The 18,951-nt window shown below is 63.7% G+C and carries 19 protein-coding genes and 1 tRNA gene; 12 read left to right on the top strand and 8 right to left on the bottom strand.

Annotated features, from left to right (window positions below):
• Positions 1-65: 65 nt before the first annotated feature.
• Positions 66-953, top strand: coding sequence for a DivIVA domain-containing protein (locus AOT87_RS03845; RefSeq protein WP_057968570.1), 888 nt, complete (start codon positions 66-68; stop codon positions 951-953).
• A gap of 69 nt (positions 954-1,022) precedes the next feature.
• Here AOT87_RS03845 and AOT87_RS03840 read toward each other — a convergent pair whose 3' ends face one another.
• Entirely contained in the window at positions 1,023-2,240 is a 1,218-nt protein-coding gene (locus AOT87_RS03840) for an Ig-like domain-containing protein (RefSeq protein WP_057968571.1), read from the bottom strand.
• A 157-nt stretch (positions 2,241-2,397) separates the two neighbouring features.
• Between AOT87_RS03840 and AOT87_RS03835 the strand changes: the two genes are divergently transcribed.
• A tRNA-Lys gene (locus AOT87_RS03835) sits at positions 2,398-2,473 on the top strand.
• 121 nt (positions 2,474-2,594) lie between these two features.
• A complete protein-coding gene (locus AOT87_RS03830; protein WP_057968572.1) occupies positions 2,595-3,410 on the top strand; it encodes an aldo/keto reductase in 816 nt (271 codons plus the stop codon).
• Positions 3,411-3,416: 6 nt separating this feature from the next.
• Here the strand turns inward: AOT87_RS03830 and AOT87_RS03825 are convergent, their stop codons facing one another.
• Both AOT87_RS03825 and AOT87_RS03820 read right to left on the bottom strand, forming a co-directional pair.
• Positions 3,417-4,865, bottom strand: coding sequence for an NAD(P)/FAD-dependent oxidoreductase (locus tag AOT87_RS03825; protein WP_057968573.1), 1,449 nt, complete (start codon positions 4,863-4,865; stop codon positions 3,417-3,419).
• On the bottom strand, positions 4,862-5,719 hold the full coding sequence (locus tag AOT87_RS03820) for an SDR family oxidoreductase (RefSeq protein ID WP_057968574.1): 858 nt from the start codon (positions 5,717-5,719) through the stop codon (positions 4,862-4,864). Before AOT87_RS03820 ends, AOT87_RS03825 begins: the two co-directional genes overlap by 4 nt.
• Positions 5,720-5,802: 83 nt before the next feature.
• Between AOT87_RS03820 and AOT87_RS03815 the strand changes: the two genes are divergently transcribed.
• Genes AOT87_RS03815 through AOT87_RS03805 form a run of 3 tightly spaced genes read left to right on the top strand, consistent with a single transcriptional unit; the run spans position 5,803 to position 8,263 of the window.
• Complete coding sequence (locus AOT87_RS03815) at positions 5,803-6,429, top strand: TetR/AcrR family transcriptional regulator (RefSeq protein WP_046253032.1); 627 nt, start codon at positions 5,803-5,805, stop codon at positions 6,427-6,429.
• Positions 6,430-6,488: 59 nt separating this feature from the next.
• Complete coding sequence (locus AOT87_RS03810) at positions 6,489-7,778, top strand: CBS domain-containing protein (protein WP_030094986.1); 1,290 nt, start codon at positions 6,489-6,491, stop codon at positions 7,776-7,778.
• Positions 7,775-8,263 carry a DUF1003 domain-containing protein gene (locus AOT87_RS03805; protein ID WP_030094985.1) on the top strand — a complete coding sequence of 163 codons (489 nt, stop codon included), beginning with the start codon at positions 7,775-7,777 and terminating at the stop codon, positions 8,261-8,263. Before AOT87_RS03810 ends, AOT87_RS03805 begins: the two co-directional genes overlap by 4 nt.
• A 2-nt stretch (positions 8,264-8,265) precedes the next feature.
• Here the strand turns inward: AOT87_RS03805 and AOT87_RS03800 are convergent, their stop codons facing one another.
• Both AOT87_RS03800 and AOT87_RS03795 read right to left on the bottom strand, forming a co-directional pair.
• Positions 8,266-8,922 carry a response regulator transcription factor gene (locus AOT87_RS03800; RefSeq protein ID WP_057968575.1) on the bottom strand — a complete coding sequence of 219 codons (657 nt, stop codon included), beginning with the start codon at positions 8,920-8,922 and terminating at the stop codon, positions 8,266-8,268.
• Positions 8,915-10,129 carry a histidine kinase gene (locus AOT87_RS03795; protein ID WP_057968576.1) on the bottom strand — a complete coding sequence of 405 codons (1,215 nt, stop codon included), beginning with the start codon at positions 10,127-10,129 and terminating at the stop codon, positions 8,915-8,917. The genes AOT87_RS03800 and AOT87_RS03795 overlap by 8 nt, the downstream gene beginning before the upstream one ends.
• Before the next feature lie 134 nt (positions 10,130-10,263).
• Between AOT87_RS03795 and AOT87_RS03790 the strand changes: the two genes are divergently transcribed.
• Positions 10,264-13,167, top strand: coding sequence for an RND family transporter (locus tag AOT87_RS03790; protein ID WP_057968577.1), 2,904 nt, complete (start codon positions 10,264-10,266; stop codon positions 13,165-13,167).
• Here the strand turns inward: AOT87_RS03790 and AOT87_RS03785 are convergent.
• Together AOT87_RS03785 and AOT87_RS03780 are read right to left on the bottom strand one after the other, a co-directional pair.
• Positions 13,164-13,541 (bottom strand): hypothetical protein, encoded by a 378-nt coding sequence (locus tag AOT87_RS03785; protein WP_057965094.1) that lies wholly within the window; start codon positions 13,539-13,541, stop codon positions 13,164-13,166. The two genes, AOT87_RS03790 and AOT87_RS03785, sit on opposite strands and share 4 nt — an antisense overlap.
• 99 nt (positions 13,542-13,640) lie before the next feature.
• Positions 13,641-14,267, bottom strand: coding sequence for a helix-turn-helix domain-containing protein (locus AOT87_RS03780; protein WP_057968578.1), 627 nt, complete (start codon positions 14,265-14,267; stop codon positions 13,641-13,643).
• 53 nt (positions 14,268-14,320) lie between these two features.
• Here AOT87_RS03780 and AOT87_RS03775 point away from each other — a divergent pair, with 53 nt between their 5' ends.
• Entirely contained in the window at positions 14,321-15,151 is an 831-nt protein-coding gene (locus AOT87_RS03775; RefSeq protein WP_057968579.1) for a class I SAM-dependent methyltransferase, read from the top strand.
• A gap of 87 nt (positions 15,152-15,238) precedes the next feature.
• Positions 15,239-16,294, top strand: coding sequence for an NAD(P)-dependent alcohol dehydrogenase (locus AOT87_RS03770; RefSeq protein WP_030094978.1), 1,056 nt, complete (start codon positions 15,239-15,241; stop codon positions 16,292-16,294).
• Positions 16,295-16,305: 11 nt separating this feature from the next.
• Here the strand turns inward: AOT87_RS03770 and AOT87_RS03765 are convergent, their stop codons facing one another.
• Positions 16,306-16,542 carry a DUF3618 domain-containing protein gene (locus tag AOT87_RS03765; RefSeq protein WP_030094977.1) on the bottom strand — a complete coding sequence of 79 codons (237 nt, stop codon included), beginning with the start codon at positions 16,540-16,542 and terminating at the stop codon, positions 16,306-16,308.
• A gap of 83 nt (positions 16,543-16,625) precedes the next feature.
• On the opposite strand from AOT87_RS03765, the gene bcp reads away from it, so the two are divergent.
• From bcp to AOT87_RS03750, 3 genes are read left to right on the top strand one after another with little or no spacing between them, the layout of a single operon-like run.
• A complete protein-coding gene (bcp, locus tag AOT87_RS03760; RefSeq protein ID WP_057968580.1) occupies positions 16,626-17,099 on the top strand; it encodes a thioredoxin-dependent thiol peroxidase in 474 nt (157 codons plus the stop codon).
• A gap of 5 nt (positions 17,100-17,104) precedes the next feature.
• Positions 17,105-17,284: a hypothetical protein gene (locus AOT87_RS03755; RefSeq protein ID WP_057968581.1), complete on the top strand. Its 180-nt coding sequence runs from the start codon at positions 17,105-17,107 to the stop codon at positions 17,282-17,284.
• A complete protein-coding gene (locus tag AOT87_RS03750) occupies positions 17,281-18,891 on the top strand; it encodes a DHA2 family efflux MFS transporter permease subunit (protein ID WP_057968582.1) in 1,611 nt (536 codons plus the stop codon). The genes AOT87_RS03755 and AOT87_RS03750 overlap by 4 nt, the downstream gene beginning before the upstream one ends.
• Positions 18,892-18,951: the final 60 nt, after the last annotated feature.

Genomic DNA, 18,951 nt, shown 5'->3' with positions numbered 1-18,951 from the left:
CGTGTCATACTCTTCGCGGGCTAACGTCCATCCACTCTTTCCGCACCTGTTTCCAAGGGGTACCAGTGACCGCGACCACCACCAACGAGTCCACTCGGAACTTCACCCGCACCCGCAACGGGTACGACCCCATTGAGGTCAACGAGTACATCAGCCGGCTGACGATCATGCACCAGTCCGGGCTGAACGACGTCGAGACGCTCAAGAGCCGACTTGAGGACGCCACCAAGCAGATCGGCTCGCTCAAGGATGAGGTGTCCAACCTCAGCGACACCTCCCCCTCGGCGCACGCGATGACCGACCGGATGGCCAAGATGCTGCGCATCGCGGTCGACGAGGTCTCCGAGATGCAGAACGAGGCGCGCACCGAGTCGGCAGCCCTGGTTGCCTCGGCCAAGTCCGACGCGGAGGCCATGCGCACCAAGCACAAAGAAATGCTGGCCGATATGGCGGCCCGGCAGAGCGCGCTGGAGACCGAGTACACCGAGGTGATGGCCCGCGCCCGCGAGGAAGCCAATCAGATTGTCGCCCAGGCCGTCAGCGAGTCCGAGCGGCTACGCGCCGCCGAGACCAAGCGGCGCGAGAAGGCGGAAACCGAACTGGACGAAGAGCTGACCAAGCTGCGCACGGAGACCCAGTCAGCCGTCGACGAGCAGCGACGCAGCACCCAGGCCGAGTGCGAGAAGCGCCTTGCCGACGCCAAGGAAGAAGCTGACCGCCGCCTGCGTCTGGCCGACGAGCAGATCGAGCGTCGCCTGGACCAGGCCCGCCGCTCCGTGGAAGAGGTTGGCCAGCAACGTATTTCGATTCTGGAGCAGCTGATGAGCGTGCACGGCAAGCTCGAGAGCATCCCGTCCATCCTGGAGTCGGCCTACCGCGATCGTGACAACTCCAAGTCGATCATCATGGTGCCGTCCAAGCGGGTCCTCGACCAGAAGGTCATAGAAGGCTAGAAGCGGACCAGTTCGCAGAAAAGCCCCCGCACGCTCGACGTGTCGGGGGCTTTTTCGTCTGCGGCGACGCTAGTTCCGGGCGTTTCCGGCCTTCCACTGCGACCACGGAATGTTCCAGTCGCCAAGCCCGTCGGTGACCGGAAGAACGGGGCCAACCGTATTGGAAACAATCACAATGTCACCGCGCTTGGTGTTCTCGTAGAACCACTTCGCGTTCGCGGTGCTGACGTTCAGGCAGCCGTGGCTGGTGTTGGTGCGCCCCTGCGCGCCGACTGACCACGGTGCGGCGTGCACGTAGATCCCGCTGTAGGACATCTGGGTGGCGTACTGCACTTTGGTGCGGTAGCCGTCGGGCGAGTTGACCGCGACACCATAGGTCGAGGAATCCATGATCAGATCCTTGAACCGCTCACCAATGATGTATGTGCCGTTGTTGGTGGGCGCCTTGTCCTTACCCATCGAGGTCGGCATCGTCTTGATGATCTCGCCGTTGCGCTCGACGTTGACGACCTTGTTGTTGTCATCCACCCGGCTGATGATCGCGTCGCCGATGGAGAAGCGGGACGTCACGTTGTCCTGTCCGAAGACGCCGTTGCCCAGGTCCACCCCATAAGTGTTGACCTTCACATCGATCGACGTTCCGGGCTCCCAAAACGCCTCTGGGCGCCAACGCACTTCGCGGTTGTTCAACCAGTAGAACGCGCCCTCGACGGGCGGGTTGGTGGTGATCTTGATGGCCTTCTCCGCCGCGGCCCGATTCGGGATGCTCTCGTCAAACCGGATGGCGACCGTCTGTCCGATACCGACCACCTCACCATCACCCGGCATGACATACGGCATCGTCATGTTGTCCGGGGAATGCGTGCGGAACGACGCGTTGGCGCGCGCCACGCCGCCAAGGCCCCTGGCATCGGCCTTGATGGTGTACTGCTTGTCGTAGCCGAGGGGCTCGGTGGTGGACCACGTCACACCGTCGGCACCGACTTCACCGGCAATCTCTTTGCCATCGGAGTTGACCATGGTGACGGTTCCGAGCACGCCTTCGCCCGCAGTCACGGTCACGGGCGCATCGACCGGGACGCCGACCGCTCCATCCTTGACCGACATCGCCAGCTTGGGCACCAGCAGATCCGCGTAAGGCGTTGCCTTGTCAATGACTTTCGGCGGTTCCTTGGAGGTGGCGTCCGTGCATCCGGCTAGCACAGCCATGGCCACAATCGGGAGTGCGAGCGCGGTGGCCCACCGCCGACGCGTGCCAACCAGCAGGCGTGGACGACCCTGGGTCATGCTTTGCTCCCTTTGAAACTTGATGCGCAAACTCACCGATGATTGTACGGGTTCAGGATGGTCGGCGACGACCTCAATAACCGCGACCGGGCTATCGGGGGGATGACAATTTTCGTTACGGGCTCCGAGGCTGCTAAGGTCTTCCACGCACGTTCACGCGCCGTTAGCTCAGTTGGTAGAGCAGCTGACTCTTAATCAGCGGGTCCGGGGTTCGAGCCCCTGACGGCGCACCACCAGAAACGCCCCACTCCCAGCATTGGGAGTGGGGCGTTTCATTTACCCCGAGCCCCCCGGGAATACTCCGTGACGCCCCGCGTTGGGTTGACCGTGACGGTTCCCCAGATAGTCCCCAACGTGACGCTCAATTCCGGTACCACGATTCCCCAGCTCGGCTATGGCGTCTGGCAGGTGCCTAGCGACGAAGCCGAGGCGGCGGTATCGACCGCCCTGCAGGTCGGATACCGGAGCATCGACACCGCGAAGGTGTACGAGAACGAGGAGGGCACGGGCCGCGCCATCGCGCAGTCCGGGGTTCCCCGTGGGGATGTCTTCCTGACCACCAAGCTGTGGAATGCCGATCAGGGCTATGACAGCGCGCTACGCGCGTTTGACGCCTCCCTGGAGCGGCTGGGCACCGATTATGTGGACCTGTACCTGATCCACTGGCCGGTGCCTGAACTCGACGAGTACGTGGCCAGCTTCAAGGCGCTGCAGCGGATCCAGGCCGACGGCCGAGCCAAGGCCATCGGGGTCAGCAATTTCACCGTCGAGAATCTCCAGCGGCTGATCGATGAAACCGGAGAAGTGCCTGCTCTCAACCAGATCGAGCTGCATCCCCGGTTCACCCAGCCCGAGCTGCGCGCCTTCCACGCCGAGTACGGCATTCTCACCGAGGCCTGGTCGCCACTTGGCCAGGGCACGATCCTGGATAACCCGACCATCGGCGCCATCGCCGAGGGCCACGGGGTGAGCGCAGCGCAGGTGATCCTGCGTTGGCATCTTCAGCTGGGCAACGTCGTCATTCCCAAGTCGGTGACGCCGGCGCGCATCGCGGCCAACTTCGATGTGTTCGGATTCGAACTCAGCACCGACGAGGTAGAGCGCATCACCGGGCTCGACGCGGCCGACGGTCGCATCGGCCCCGATCCGTCGACGTTCAATCTGCGCTAACGCGCGTCACTGCACGATGTAGTGACTCTCCTCGGGTGAGGCGAGCATGCGCTCCATGGTCTTCCGATCGAAGGGCCACAGGTCTACCGATCCGTCCTCGGTGAGATACCAGGAGTTGCACCCGGTCGCCCACACCGTGGGTTTCATCGCCTCACGCGCTTGGACGTTGAACTCATCGGTCGCCTCGCGGCTCACTTCAACCGTGGTGATCTCGCCACGGGCGAAACGATGTAGCCAGCTGATGACGTATTCGGCGGTGCGCTCGGCCGTGTGCTGAAGCCAGATCGATCCGGTCGGCGAGTTGGGGCCGAGCACGGTGAAGAAGTTCGGGAAGCCGGGGATGGCGGTCATCCGGTACGCCTTGGGCCCCTTTTCCCATGCCTCATCAATCGAATATCCGTCTTTGCCAACCAGATTCATCGGCCGCATGTAGTTGTGCGCCTGAAATCCGGTGGCCAGCACAATCACGTCGAATTCGCGCTCGGCACCGTCGACCGTCACAATGCCGGTGGGCGTGACCCTGTCGATGCGGTCGGTGACGATCTCGACATTCGGCTTCTGGACAGCGCGATGGAACGACCCGGACAAGACCTGCCGCTTGCACAGCGGCTCGTAATCCGGGGTCAGTTTTTGACGCAACTCCTTGTCGCGGATCAGGTGCAGGCACGCCCGCGCGTACTGCTGCACCAGCCGCCGACCCCAGCTGGGCCGGGTCACGATGTTCACCAACGCGTCGGTGCCCGTCAACGCACTGAATCGCACGATGCGTTCGGTGGGCAACGCCTCCAGCAGCTTGGAGACGAACTTTGGCTGCCGCATCGCCATCGGTGCCCACAGCACCCATTGTGGTGTCCGGATGAATGAGGTCACCTGCTCGACGATGGGCTGCATCGCCGAAACCACTTGCACCCCAGTAGAGCCCGTTCCAATCGCGGCGACACGCTTTCCTTCCAGCTGCACCGAGTCATCCCACCGCGCGGTGTGCACCACCTTGCCGCGGAAGCTGTCGAGCCCTGGGATATCGGGGATGTTCGGGTGGTGCAGCACGCCGGTGGCGGCAATCAGAAAATCGCATTCCAGCACCTCCCCCGCCGCGGTGGTAACCCGCCAGCCCGTACCGGTGAACTCTGCGGCGGTGACCTCCTGCCCGCACCGAATATGAGACATGACGCCCAGATCCTCGGCGACCGTGCGGTGATACGCCTGAATCTCTGGACCGGTGGCGAAGAGCCGTGGCCAGTCCGTGCGTGGCGCAAAGGGGTACTGATAGGCCTGGGAGGGCACATCGCAGGTCAGCCCCGGATAGCGGTTCCAGTACCAGACGCCACCGACGTCATCGCCCTTCTCCAGAATGGTGAAATCGTCGAAACCGGCCTCTATGAGTTTGTGCCCCACCGCGATTCCGGCCATACCGGCGCCGACGACGACAACTCTGGGACTGCGCCGTTCGCTCACTTCTGGTGCTCCTTGCTCTGCCGCTCGATGCGTTCGATGTACGCGCCGCGGGCGTTCAGGTCCAGTGAGGTCAGTGCACGACGGTCATCGATCAGCCGGCGGCCAAGTCGCTCAAGTGGTTCGGGCACAAAAAGATCCACCAGCCCCCATCCGAATGCGAGCCAGCCCGGCACCGAGATCTGCGCGCGACGAGTGTCGACACTGCGCACGATCGCGGCCGCCACATCCTCGGGATCGACGGTCGGCATCCCCTTGCCCAGCGGTGCGCCCGAGGCCAACTCGGTGCGGACCGCGCTCGGCAGCACCGAGCTGATGCTGACGCCGCTGTCTGCGTACTCCTTGCGCAGCGCCACGGAAAGCCCGACCGCACCGAACTTGGACGCGTTATAGGTGACCATGCCGGGGACGGCCAGCTTGCCTGCCATGGACGCCACGTTGACGATGTGCCCACGCCCCCGCGCCACCATCTCGGGCAACGCGGCCCGCGCACCGTTGAGCGGACCGCGCACGTTCACATCGAGAATCAGATCGGTGGTGCGTTCGTTCTCCTCGACAAATCCGCCCAGCGGCATCACGCCCGCGTTGTTGATCAGGATGTCGATCGGGCCCGACTCGGCGCGCACCCGATCAAGAAACCCGGCCCAGGACTCGGGTTTGGTGACATCGAGAGCACCGGACTGTGCACGCGGAATCGTGTCCGCGGTCTCTTTGGCGACCACGTCATCGACATCGCCGATCCAGACATCGGCCCCCTTATCGGCGAAAAGACGCGCGGTGGCAGCACCGATTCCCCTGGCTCCACCGGTGATGACGACCACCGCGCCTGGCAGCTCAATCTTCGGATAACGACTCACATCAACCTCCAACGGAATGGCTTGTCAGTTTCGGAATGATATGTCATTCTCGACAAGTGTCAAGGTCGGTAGGATCGCCGCTTATGACGTCCAGCCCGTCCACACTCAGTCGCGCCGAGCGCAAGAAGCTCGAGATGCGGCAAGAGATTCTGGACGCTGCGTTCGCGTGCTTCTCCGAGCAGGGCTACCACGCGACAGGCGTCGCGGATATCGCCGGGCGGATCGGGATCGGCCATGGGACCTTCTACCGGTACTTCAAGAGCAAGCGGGACATCATCGAGCATGTCATCGACGACGTCACCGAACAGATCTTTCAGGCGATCGGCGCGGAAAACGCCGCGGGGCTGGCCGACGATATCGAGCAGTACCGCCAGCAGTCGGTGCGTATCGGTGCCGCGCTCGCAGACCTGTTCCGGGACAACCCCCAGTTGCCGCTGCTTCTGCTGGAAGCGGGCTCGGTCGATAACGAGCTACGCGAGCGCGTCTTCGGAATGCTCTCCACAAGTGACCAACTGACCGAGGCCTACCTGCGTCACGGGGTCGAAAAAGGCTATCTGCGTGCCGATCTCGATACCGAATACACCGCCCGAGCTGTGACCGGGATGATTCTGGCCACCGGTCTGCACGCCTCACGGGGCGGCGAGGTGCAGGACAGTGAGCGATTCTCGGCCGCCGTCATCGCCCTCATGTACGGCGGAATCGGCACCTAGGCATCCAACTCACGACACCGGCGCAGGGCGCCGCAAGGCCTACCCCCTAACCTTGCACCATGGCCGCAGTGAGCAAGGTGTTCGCAGCCAGGCTCTCAGGCCTGGTGGTTCTCGGCCCGGACGGCGAATCGATCGGACGGGTGCGCGATGTCGTGATCGCGATCGGCGTTGCCCGAAAACAGCCGCGGGTCATTGGCCTGGTTGTTGAAATGCTCACGCGCCGACGAATATTCGTGCCTATGCTGCGCGTCACCGCTATTGAGCCCGGATCGGTGACGCTGAACACCGGAAACGTCTCACTGCGCCGCTTCGAACAGCGGCCCAGCGAAGCACTGGTGCTCGGGCAGGTCCTGGACACCACGGTGCGCACCGATGACCCCGAGCTCGAACAGTTCGACGGTGTCGACCTCGTCGTGGTTGATCTAGGCCTTGAGCAGACCCGCACCCGCGACTGGGTGGTCACCCGGGTGGCCGTGCGCAGCCCACGACGACTGGGCCGGCGTAGCGGCGTACAGGTCACCGGATGGAACCACATCCACGGATTGACGCCGTCGGCGCTCAACCTGCCCGGACAGGGCGTGGCCCAGCTCATGCTCCAGTTCGAGGGCATGCGTCCCGTCGAGGTGGCCGATGCGATACGTGAGCTTCCACCCAAGCGGCGTGACGAGGTGCTGGGCGCCTTCGATGACGAGCGGCTGGCCGACATCCTGCAGGAGCTTCCCGAGGACGATCAGGCCGAGGTGCTCACCAAGCTGGAAGATGAACGCGCCGCCGACGTGCTGGAGGCCATGGACCCCGACGACGCCGCCGACCTGCTGGGCGAACTGCCGCCCGCAGAGGCCGAATCGCTTCTGGCGCTGATGGATCCGGAGGACTCCGAGCCCGTCCGACGGCTGCTGACCCACTCCCCCAACACCGCCGGCGGCATGATGACCCCGGAACCGGTGATCCTGAGCCCCAACACCACGGTGGCCGAAGCCCTTGCCCGCGTGCGTGATCCGGATCTGACTCCCGCGCTGTCCTCGCTGATCTTCGTGGTCCGACCACCCACGGCGACACCCACCGGGCGCTATCTCGGATGCGTCCACCTGCAGCGGCTGCTGCGTGAGCCCCCCTATGCGATGGTCGGCGGCATTCTCGATACCGACCTGCCCTACCTGGATGCCGAGGCGCCGTTGGCCGAGGTCACCCGTTACTTCGCCGCGTACAACCTGGTGTGCGGTCCCGTGATCGACAGGGAGAACCACTTGCTCGGCGCCGTTACGGTCGACGACGTACTGGATCACTTGATGCCCGACGGCTGGCGCGCCGACGAACCCGAGAGCGTGACGGGAGGTAACCGTTCGTGAGCGACGCATCGGCGCGGCAGCGGCTCGATACTCCACGGACCTCCCGGCGTCTGTCGCTCGGCCTCGATGTCGAGGCAGTCGGCCGGGTCAGCGAGAACATCGCCCGGTTCCTGGGCACGGGACGTTATCTCGCCATGCAGACGGTGTTCGTCATCGTCTGGATCATCCTGAACCTCTTCGCGGTGGGCTTCCAATGGGATCCCTATCCCTTCATCCTGCTCAACCTTGCTTTCTCCACCCAGGCCGCCTACGCCGCGCCCCTGATCCTGCTGGCCCAGAACCGCCAGGAGAACCGCGACCGGGTGTCGCTGGAAGAGGACCGCAGGCGCGCCGAACAAACCAAGGCCGATACCGAATATCTGGCTCGGGAGCTGGCGGCGCTGCGGCTCGCCGTGGGCGAGGTCGCCACCCGCGACTATCTGCGCCGTGAGCTTGAAGAATTACACGAGGCCATCGAGGGGCTTCGCGTAAAAGAGACCCAGTAACCCTATTTGGGCGTCACGATGCCGTGATCGTAGGCATACACGATGGCCGCGGCCCTATCTCGCAGATCGAGTTTGACGAAAATTCGGCCGATGTGGCTCTTGACCGTCACCTCGGATATCACCAGCTGCTCGGCGATTTCGGAATTGTTCGCGCCGGATGCGATGAGCGCCAACACATCCAGCTCCCGCACGGTGAGCTTGTCCTCGGCGGCACCGGTACTGGCGGCGGGGGCGCGTCGATAGGCACTGAGAACCCGCGAGGTTACCGACGGATCCAGATATGCCTCACCACGGGCGACCGCGTGCACGGCGCGCACCAGCTCTTCGGCCGGAGAATCTTTGAGAATGAACCCGGCGGCGCCGGCACGCAGCGCACCGGACAGCAGCTCGTCGTCGTCAAATGTAGTCAGTGCCAATGCCGGCGGCCCCTCGGCGGCGTGCAGCAATCGGATCGCCTCGATACCGCTCATCTGCTTCATACGCAGATCCATGATCACCACATCGGGCCGCGCCTGGGTGACCGCCGCTGCTACCTCACTGCCATCCGCGCACTCCCCGACAATCGAGAATCCGTCCTTGCGGCGCAGAATCCGGCGCAGTCCCGTGCGCACCAACTCCTGATCGTCGACCAGCAGCACGGCCACTTCGGTATCAGTCATGACGCCATAACACCTTTCGCCGCACGCGGCACGGAGCCCCATCGGTTTCCAATGGGACGCTGGCCGAAACTGTCCAGCCGTCCTCCGCCCGCCCGGCACGGAATTCGCCGCCGAGCATCTCAATGCGCTGCCGCATGCCTGCGAGCCCGCCTCCCGAGCACACATCGTGGAGTAATCCCGCGGCCAGGTCGTTACTCACGGTCAAACTGGCCGCCGACCCGTTGATATCAAGGAGAACCGCCGCCGACGACCTTGGCGAATGCTTGGCGATATTGGCCAAAGATTCCTGAGCCACGCGGTACAGCGCCAAACCCACTCCAGCGCTGACGGACTCACCCGACCCGTAGATATGTGATTCCACTGCCATCCCCGCCGCCGTGAAATCAGCGACCAGATCAGGTATATCGGAGATGCCGGGTTCTGGAGACAGCCGCATCGGCTCGGTTCCGCCGGGTCCAGTGCTCAACAACCCCACCGTGCCGCGGATATCCGACATCGCCTGACGCCCAAGACGTTCGGCATCGAGCAATCCGGCAACGGCATCATCGACATCGTGATCCTCCTGCAATGCCCGCCGCGCCCCGGTCAGATGAAGCATCGTCACGGACAGGGAATGCGCTATCACATCATGGATTTCACGTGCGATGCGGCGTCGTTCATCGGAAGCTGCCTGCTCCAGCATGCGCACCTGCTGTGCGCGTTCCTGTAAGAGCAGGCGTTGTTGTAGTTGCATGATGCGCCCGATCAACCATCCGCAGAGCACAAAGAACACCATGTAGAGCGAGAAGGTCCCAAGGTGATGCAGCTGTTCGGCCGCCACGAGCAGTGCCACGCAGGCGCCAACCGCGAGAAGACCAGCGCGCACCGACGCGATGGCTCCCACTTCCCCGAGCGTGAACATCAGCAGGAAGGGCGCACCATCGACGACATTGGGCGGCCAGGTGAGAAACAACCCGACCCCCGCCAGCGCGAACGCCACCGTCCAGAACGCGTTCAGCTTGCGACCAGCGACGATGAACGACAGTATCGGGGTCAACGCGAGCAGAGCCGCTAAGGCCAGCAGCCACGGACGGGTGAAACCTCGCTGCAGGACAGAGCAACCCACGATGAGCAGTGTGCTGCTGTACATGACCAGCGGCACGGCCCACGGAAATTCATACGGCACCAGAGCACGGCGCTGCAACGCAGTCTCCCGGAACCAATCCATAGCGCCAGCGTAGAGGCGGTCTCGACGTCGCACATCATGCTTCGCGCGGATTCGCGTCTCCTACCACGGTAGGAGAGCAAGTCTCGCCCACAGCACGACGACGGCCCCACCGCCTCTCCGTAGCGTCGGCATGCATGTGGGAAGCCATCGCAAGGTTCTGCAGCCGATACGCGTTTCTCGTTATCGGGATTTGGGTACTCGCCGCAGCGGCGGGCAATCTGCTTGTGCCGCAGGTGGAAAGCACGGCACATAACCACGCGCGCGGGTTCCTGCCACAAAGTGCCCCGGTGAATACCGCGGGCGCCGTGATGGGCAGGCAGTTCCAGGACGGCGACGGCGGGAACCTCAACTACCTGGTCCTCGAGAGCGACCACAAATTGGGGCCCGTCGAGCACCAGTATCACGATCGACTCCTGACGAAGCTGCGCGCGGACACCGCCCATTTGGATTCGGCCATGGACCTGTGGGCGGACCCGCTGACGGCCGAGGGTGCAGTCAGCCCAGACGGGAAGGCTGTGTACACCATGCTGCGTGTGGCCGGCGAGCTCGGTGGCGCGCAGGCCAACGCGTCCCTGGACGCGGTCAGGCAGATCGTCGCTGACGAGCCGGCGCCGGCAGGAATGCACCCTTGGGTCACCGGCCCCGGCGCCACCATCGCCGACGAGCTCACCTCTATCGACACGCAGATGCTGATGATCACCGGAGTCACCGTGGTGCTCATCGCAGTGCTGCTGTTCGCCGTGTACCGATCTGTCATCACCGCGGCCATCCCCCTGATCACCGTGGGCATGGGTCTGGGGGTGGCGCGCTCCATCGTCGCCTTCCTCGGAGAACGCAATCTCATCGAGGTCTCCATCTTCTCGGTCGCATTGCTGGCCGCCCTGGTCCTCGGCGCGGCGACCGATTACGGCATCTTCCTGCTTGGGCGTTATCACGAACAGCGACGTTCAGGGTTAGCGCATGAACAGTCGCTCGAGGTTGCCAACCGCAGCGTGGCGCCGGTCATCGCGGCCTCCGGGCTGACCATCGCCGCCGCCCTCTCCTGCCTCATGTTCGCCCAGGTAGGCATGCTGCGCAGTGCCGGATTACCTTGTGCCATAGGAATCCTCACCGGCATGGCGGCATCACTGACGCTACTTCCCGCGCTCATCGGGCTGGCCGGCCGCCGCGGGTTGGCCCAGCCTCGCCCACTGCGCGGGCAGCCGGGACGCCGGTGGCGCAGGGTCGGCACCATGGTCGCGCGTTGGCCCGGGCCCGTCCTCGTCGGCTCGGCCCTAATGCTCATGGTGTGCGCCATTCCTGTGGCCGGCCTACGCCTCGGCTTCGATGAGCTTGCCGCGCAGCCGCTTTCCACACACGCCAACCGGGGCTACCAGGCGATGGACAGGCATTTCCCGCCGAACCGATTGCTGCCGGAGATCGTCTCGATCGAATCCGACCATGATTTGCGTAACCCGGCAGGAGTCATCGGTATCGAGCGAGTCACCAAGAAGCTCATGGAGATTCCTGGCATTCGGATGGTCCAGTCGGCCTCGCGCCCGGCAGGTGCCATCCCCGAACAGGCGGCACTGACCGAACAAGCGGGAATCATCGCCGATCAGCTGGATGACGGAACCACCCAGATGAGCCAACGTCTTGGAGCCGTGGACCAGCTCTCGGCAACGCTGGGCCAATTCTCCAAGGCGATCGCGCAACTGCAGAACGGTCTCGCGGGCGGCGTGAGCGGGTTGGGCGAACTCAACGGCGGCGTCGGAGACATGCACTCGGGAATGAAAGCACTGCAGGACAACGTGTCCCAGGTCTCCGATTACATGGAGCCTTTACGGAACTTCACCAACGGCAACCCCAACTGTGCCAACGACGGCATCTGCTCGCTGGTTCTCAAGGCGGTCGAACCGATGGATTCCGTGGTGGCGGCAACCGCATCGCTGACGGCCAGCACTGCCAAGTTCGGTACCGGCGCCCAGGGAATGCAGAAATCCTTCTCCGGGGCGGTGGACTCGGTCAAGAACATGCGAGCGACGGTGGCGCAGCTCAGCACGATCACCGATCAACTGACCAAGGCGGTCGGTGAGACACGCACCATGTTCTCCGGGCTGACCGAATACCTGCGCGCCATGCGCGAGGATTTCCGCAGCAGCGGCGAGGGAGGTTTTTACCTACCCCAGCGGGCCTGGCAGGACCCGCGCTTCCAGCGCGCCGCCGGCTTGTACTTCGCCCCAGACGGCCGCTCGACCCGCATGCTGGTGTTCGGGGACGGCAAAGTGTTCGGCGCGGACGGCGCCCACCGGTCTCCGCAGATCACCCTCGCGGTGAGCGAGGCCACCAAGGAGGGCACCCTCGCCGGTAGCACCGTGAACATCGCTGGATTCGGCACCGGCACAGCCGAATTGCGCGGATATGTCAGCGACGACTTCTTACTACTGGCGGCCGTGGCGCTGGCGCTGGTCTTCCTCATCGTGCTGGTGATGCTGCGCAGCCCGGTGGCAGCAGCGGTGGTCATCGGCACCGTGGTCATCTCCTACGCCTCGGCGCTGGGAATCACCACTCTGATCTGGCATGACATGTTGGGACGCGACCTGCACTGGTCGGTTCCCTCGATCGCCCTTATCGCGTTGGTCGCGGTGGGCGCCGACTACAACCTGCTGTTCACCATGCGCATGCGTGAAGAGATCTTCCTGGACGGCGCCGGACTGCGCACTGGAATGATCCGCGCTTTCGGCGGCACGGGCGGTGTGGTCACGACGGCCGGGATCGTCTTCGGTATCACCATGTTCGCCATGCTTTCCAGTGACGTTTTGAGTATCGAGCAGGTGGGCACCGCCATCGGGGTCGGGTTGATCATCGACACGCTCATCGTCAGAACGTTCGTCGTGCCTGCGGTGGCGGGCCTGCTGGGCAAGTGGTTCTGGTGGTCACCGGCACCGCTGCTGCGCGGGCTGTTGTTCAGGTGGTCGAAGGCACGCTCGCCCCGCACCGCCGGGGTGCTCGCGTACCTGCTGACGCGGCCATCACGGCTCGAACGAACCGGGGCCTAGCCGTCGGCATCCCTGTCGATGAGCCGGCGCGGAAACGCCAGGATGCCGGCGACCGAGAGCAGCCATGCCAACAGGCGCGCCACGCCGATTCCGATACCCGGCACCAGCGTCCCGTCGATAACCCAGGTCGACCATGCGTCGAGCGCAAAGGCGAGCATCAGGCCGACCGCAACCGCTATCGAGATCCGGTCGAACTTGTCACGGTCCGGCCAGTAGTGCAGTGCCGTCGCTGCGATCCCGACAAGAAACACCACGGCAAGCCGCACACTATCGATGCCGAAGAACACCGTGAACGCGAATCCGACGACGTACAGCAGCATCGCCGCAGCTTTGGCCACGGTCGCATCTACCCTCAGACCAGCGACAACAATCATCGAAACTCCAGCCGCGCGCGGAAACTTCGCACGCCCATAGAGTAACCAGGTAGTAGGGCAAGTGCGATGTCTGCAGCGAATATTGCGCGATAAATACAGCTATCCCATTCTGCGCGCGAGATCCTCACGAGCCGAATTTGCCTGCTCAGGGGTCAACAGAGGGTTGGCGTAGATATCGACGAGCGTGGCCGCCATTTTCAGCTCGCCCTCGGGCGAACCGACATCAACACCCAGCCCACGCGAAACATGTTGCTGAAGCAGTGGCACCGCCAGGGCCATCGCGGTGATGACGGTGGCACGGGACTTGACGTCGATATCGGCCGGAAACACACGATTCTGGTCGGCACTGGCCAGCCAGCCCTCGGTCATTGCGACCATCTCGTCGAACACCTGGCCCGCGGAGCCGTCGACCAAAGCCCTGGTGATGTAGTCCTGGTATTGGCCGATCGGAATGCGCGCCGAAACATAGTGCACATCACCGCGTTCCACGTTTGTCCGGACCTGCTCGTTGATGTTCCGCATCGTCTTGACGAGGTATTCATCGCATGCCTCGCGCAGTTCCTGCTTGGACCCGAAGTGGTGCCGCAACAACCCGGAGGAGACCCCCGCTCGCGCGGCGATGCCTCGAATGGTCGCACCGTCGTACCCCCTCTCACCGAACTCATGCAGCGCGGCATCGCGGATGCGGGCGCGGGCGGTGAGGTCGTCGGGGTCCACGGTCTCCATCGCCGCATATTACACGCCTGGACAATTGGCTACACAATTGTATAGTCGACGGCATGGGCATCGACACCAGCGGAATCACCCCGGAGGAAGAGACCGCCTTTCTCACTCTGAAGGCACGGGCCGTCAATGACGGCTGGCAGCGACCGATCCTTCCGGATCCGGGAGCGACAGCCGCTGTCGCCGCGATCGACTACGACTTCGACGCACTGGGGGTAATAGCCCCCGTGGTATGCCAATCTTCTTTACGCGCAAAACTTCTCGATGATCGCGTGCGGAGGTTCATCGTCAAGCACCCGAACGCGGTGGTGGTCGATCTCGGAGCGGGTCTCGACGACGGGTATCGACGCATCCAACCGCCACCTACCGTCGATTGGTACAGCATCGATCTGCCCGGGATGGCCGGGCTGCGCGATGAAGTCATGCCCCCGGGGGCAGGTGAGCACACCATCGGGGTGTCGGTCACCGACCCGACGTGGATCGACGCAATACCGTCGGACCGTCCGGCGATGGTGGTCGCTGACGGGTTCTTCGCGTTTCTGACCAAGGAGCAGATCATCGCCACGATGCGAGCCGTCACCGATCACTTTCCCAGCGGACAGCTCGCATTCAACGACTACGGCCGCATGGTGGTGGGCGTGTGGATCTCAAAGCTGTTTCCACAGAAGATGTTCAAGAAGGTCAATCAGCTGCGCGGGTTCGAAGGTTATGACGATCCGCGTACCCCAGAGCGCTGGAACCCGAAGCTGCGGTTCGTTGAAGAGTTCAGCCTGGTGGACGCCCCCGAGGTGGAACTCTTTCCGAAGTGGCTGCAGATATCGTCACGGCTGGCGCGATACAGCCCGTCGATGAGACGTTCCGCGCGCATCCTGCGTTTCGAGTTCTAGGCCTGCGCGCCTTCGGCTTGACCTGGAGTGCACTCCAGTTCCTAGGCTTCTCATATTCACACAGGACCATGATTTGAGGAGCCCCTCGTGACTTTGTCTGTGCCTGCCTACGCCGCTTACTCGCCGACGGAGCCACTCCGCCCGACTGTGGTCGAGCGGCGCGAACCCGGTCCGAAAGACATTGTCATCGATATCGTTTGGGCCGGAATCTGCCACAGTGACATCCACACGGTAAGTAATCATTGGGGTCCCGCCAGCTTCCCGGTGGTACCCGGACACGAGATCGCCGGCGTGGTGACCCAGGTCGGTCCGGAGGTCGAGAAGTTCAAGGTTGGCGACCGCGCCGGTGTCGGCTGCATGGTCGGCTCCTGCGGCGAGTGCGCCAACTGTAAATCAGGCGAAGAGCAGTTCTGCAACGGCGAGGGCGGCTTCATCGGCACGTACAACGCGGTGGGCAAGGACGGCCGGCCGACCTACGGCGGGTACAGCGATCTCATCGTGGTGGATGAAGGGTTCGCGTTGAAGATCCCGGATGCCCTTCCCCTCGATCAGGCCGCCCCGCTGCTGTGCGCCGGAATCACCATGTACTCCCCGCTACATCATTGGAGGGCCGGACCCGGAACTCGTGTCGGCATCATTGGCCTTGGTGGCCTCGGCCATATGGGTGTGCAGATCGCCCACGCGCTAGGCGCTGAAGTGACGGTGCTGAGCCAGTCACTGCGCAAACAGGCAGACGGCCTAAGCCTCGGCGCAGACCATTACTACGCGACGAGCGACCCGGCCACCTTCACAAAGCTCGCGTCTTCGTTCGATCTGATCCTCAACACGGTCTCCGACGGGATCGATGTCGAAGGCCTCCTGTGGCTCCTCGACAAGGACGGGACGCTGGTACAGCTGGGCTTGCCAGAGGATCCGATCAACTTCAAGCCTTCACCGCTGGTCTTCGGACGCCGTCGCTGGGCGGGCTCGCCAATCGGCGGAATCTCCGAAACCCAGGAAATGCTCGATTTCTGCGCGGACAAGGGCATCGCGGCGCTGGTCGAGAAGATCGAGGCACCCCAGATCAACGAGGCCTACGCGCGGGTACTCAAGAGCGATGTGCGGTACCGGTTCGTGATTGACGGAGCCAGCTTTACGGCCTGAGTGGGGCGCAATCAGTCGCGACGGAACTTGCGCACAACCTTGCGCGCCACCAGTGCGGCAACTACTGCGCCGACACCGAGAATGGTGAATTTGATGGCCGGCTTGTTGAGAGTCGCCAGCACCGAGGCCTTGGCGTCCTCAGCCAGACGCTGCGGATTTGCGCGGTCACTCAGGGTGTCGACAGTCGCCGCGAGCTGATCGCGGGCCTTGTCGATATCGGCCTTGATTGCCTCGGGATCCCTGGCCACGTGTACTCCTCCACGTCCGCGGTTGAAACTCAAGCAACTACCCTAGGGCAACAACTGTACGGGTCAACAGAAAGGCATCGGTCATGGCGGAAACCAAGCGGCTCGAAGTTGGCGACAAGGCCCCGGCGTTCACCTTGCTCGACGCCGATGGCAAGAAGGTGTCGCTGTCCTCCTACAAGGGCCGCAAGGTCATCATCTACTTCTACCCGGCCGCCATGACGCCCGGCTGCACCAAACAGGCCTGCGACTTCCGTGACAGCCTCGCCCAGCTCAACGAGGCAGGCCTCGACGTCATCGGCATCTCCCCGGACAAGCCCGAGAAACTCGCCAAGTTCCGCGAACGCGATGGCGTGAACTTCCCGCTGCTGTCCGACCCCGACAAGACGACGCTGACCGCATACGGCGCCTTCGGTGAGAAGAAGCTCTACGGAAAGATCGTCGAGGGTGTCATCCGGTCCACCTTCGTCGTGGACGAAAAGGGCAAGATCGAAGTGGCGCAGTACAACGTGAAAGCCACCGGACACGTCGCGAAGCTGCGCCGCGACCTCTCCGTGTAGACCAGATGCCACTGATCGACATCACCTGCGGCCCCACCGTCACAGATGGCACTCGCACACGGCTCGCCGAGGCAATCCACGACACGGTACGACACGTCATCGAGGACGAACAGACTGCCGGCGTCTATCTGACCTTGCCCGTCGCGGCATGGGATCAGAGCGATTCTGAAGCCTCAGGCCGTTGAAGACGTCCGTACCAGAGGGTGCCCGCAAGTGGCTGGGCTTGGCCGCCATCGCATTGGGAGTGGCGCTGATCGTCGTCGATACGACGATTGTCAACGTCATCATCCCCTCGATCGTGCGCGACCTCGGCGTCACGTCGGCACAGGCGCAGTGGGTACAGGAGTCGTACGCAATCGTCTTCGCGGCGCTGCTGCTGCTTGTCGGACGATTCTCTGACATTCTCGGCGCCCGCCGCGTCTTCCTTACCGGGGTAGTGATTTTCGGTGTGACGAGCCTGCTGGCCGGTATGGCCACCACCGGAAGCTGGTTGATACTGGCCCGCTTCCTGCAAGGTGCCGGGGCGGCGCTGATCCTGCCGACGTCGCTTGCACTGCTCAATGCGCAGTTCACCGGAAAGGCCCGGGGCCAGGCGTTCGCCGTCTGGGGGTCGACCATCGGAGCCGCGACGGCCCTTGGTCCGCTGCTCGGCGGATGGCTCGCCGAACACGCCTCGTGGCGTTGGGCTTTCGGCATCAATATCCCGCTCGTCGCAGTGATCTGTATCGGCGCACTGGCGTTCATCCCCCGCTCACCGCGCACTCAGGCACGCGTGGATGTCGCCGGGGCGGTGTTCTCCATCCTCGGGCTGGGATTGCTTGCCTTCGGTCTGATTGACGGTCGCACCTACGGGTGGGTCCGCAGCACCGAGCCCTTCGAGGTGCTCGGCATGCGCTGGACGCTCGACGTGTCACCGGTTTTCGTCGCACTTGTCCTGGCCGCGCTGTCCCTCATCGCCTTTGTCATCCGCCAGGTCACGCTGACCCGCGATATCGATCCCGCGCAGCCGACCACCGCACTGATGGACGTGCGGCTCTTCTCCATCGGCTCGTTCCGCAACGGCAATATCGCCACGCTGATCATCGGGATGGGCGAATTCGGCATCGTGGCCGTCCTTCCGCTGTGGCTGCAGTTCGCGTTGGGATACAGCGCCGTTGAGGCGGGATTGGCTTTGGTACCGATTGCACTCGGCAGTTTCGTCGCCAGTGGCGCCAGTTTCGCTATGACATCACGTATCTCGGCGTTGGGATTGGTGCGCATCGGGCTGGCGCTGGAGGCACTGGGGTTGGCGGCGCTCGGCTACATCGCCCGGCCCGACAGCACCTGGTGGGCCATCGCGGCGGCGCTGTTCGTGTATGGGATCGGCATCGGATTCGCCACTGCTCAGGTGACCAACGTGGTGCTCGCCGATGTACCCGAACGTAGCTCCGGTCAAGGCTCGGGCATGCAAAGCGTGTTCCGGCAGCTGGGCTCGGCCCTCGGGATCGCCGTGCTGACGACGGCCTTCTTCAGCGCTATCAGCGCACGGCTCAGCAGCACTCTCACGTCCACCGGGGTGCCAGCCGATCAATCCGATGCGCTCACCCGTGCGGTCGTCCGCAGTGCGGGTGCTGCCATCGACGGGTTCGCGCGTCAACCCCAGACCGAGGCCGTCGCCGATGCCGCGCGCCAGGCGATGGCCCATGGAGTCGAGTTGGGCAGTTACCTAGCCGCGGCGTTCCTCACGCTGGGACTTGCCGCGACATTTCTCATTTCACCGGCAACGACGACCGCATCGGCGCAACCGCGCTAGCGACTTTGGCGCGCAGCGAGTGCGAACGTGACGCGGAATTTTGATCCAAATTCCGCGTCA

The sequence above is a fragment of the Mycobacteroides sp. H003 genome, from assembly GCF_001440135.1.
Taxonomy (GTDB): domain Bacteria; phylum Actinomycetota; class Actinomycetes; order Mycobacteriales; family Mycobacteriaceae; genus Mycobacterium; species Mycobacterium gwanakae.
This window is presented reverse-complemented; position numbering and strand designations above follow the sequence as displayed.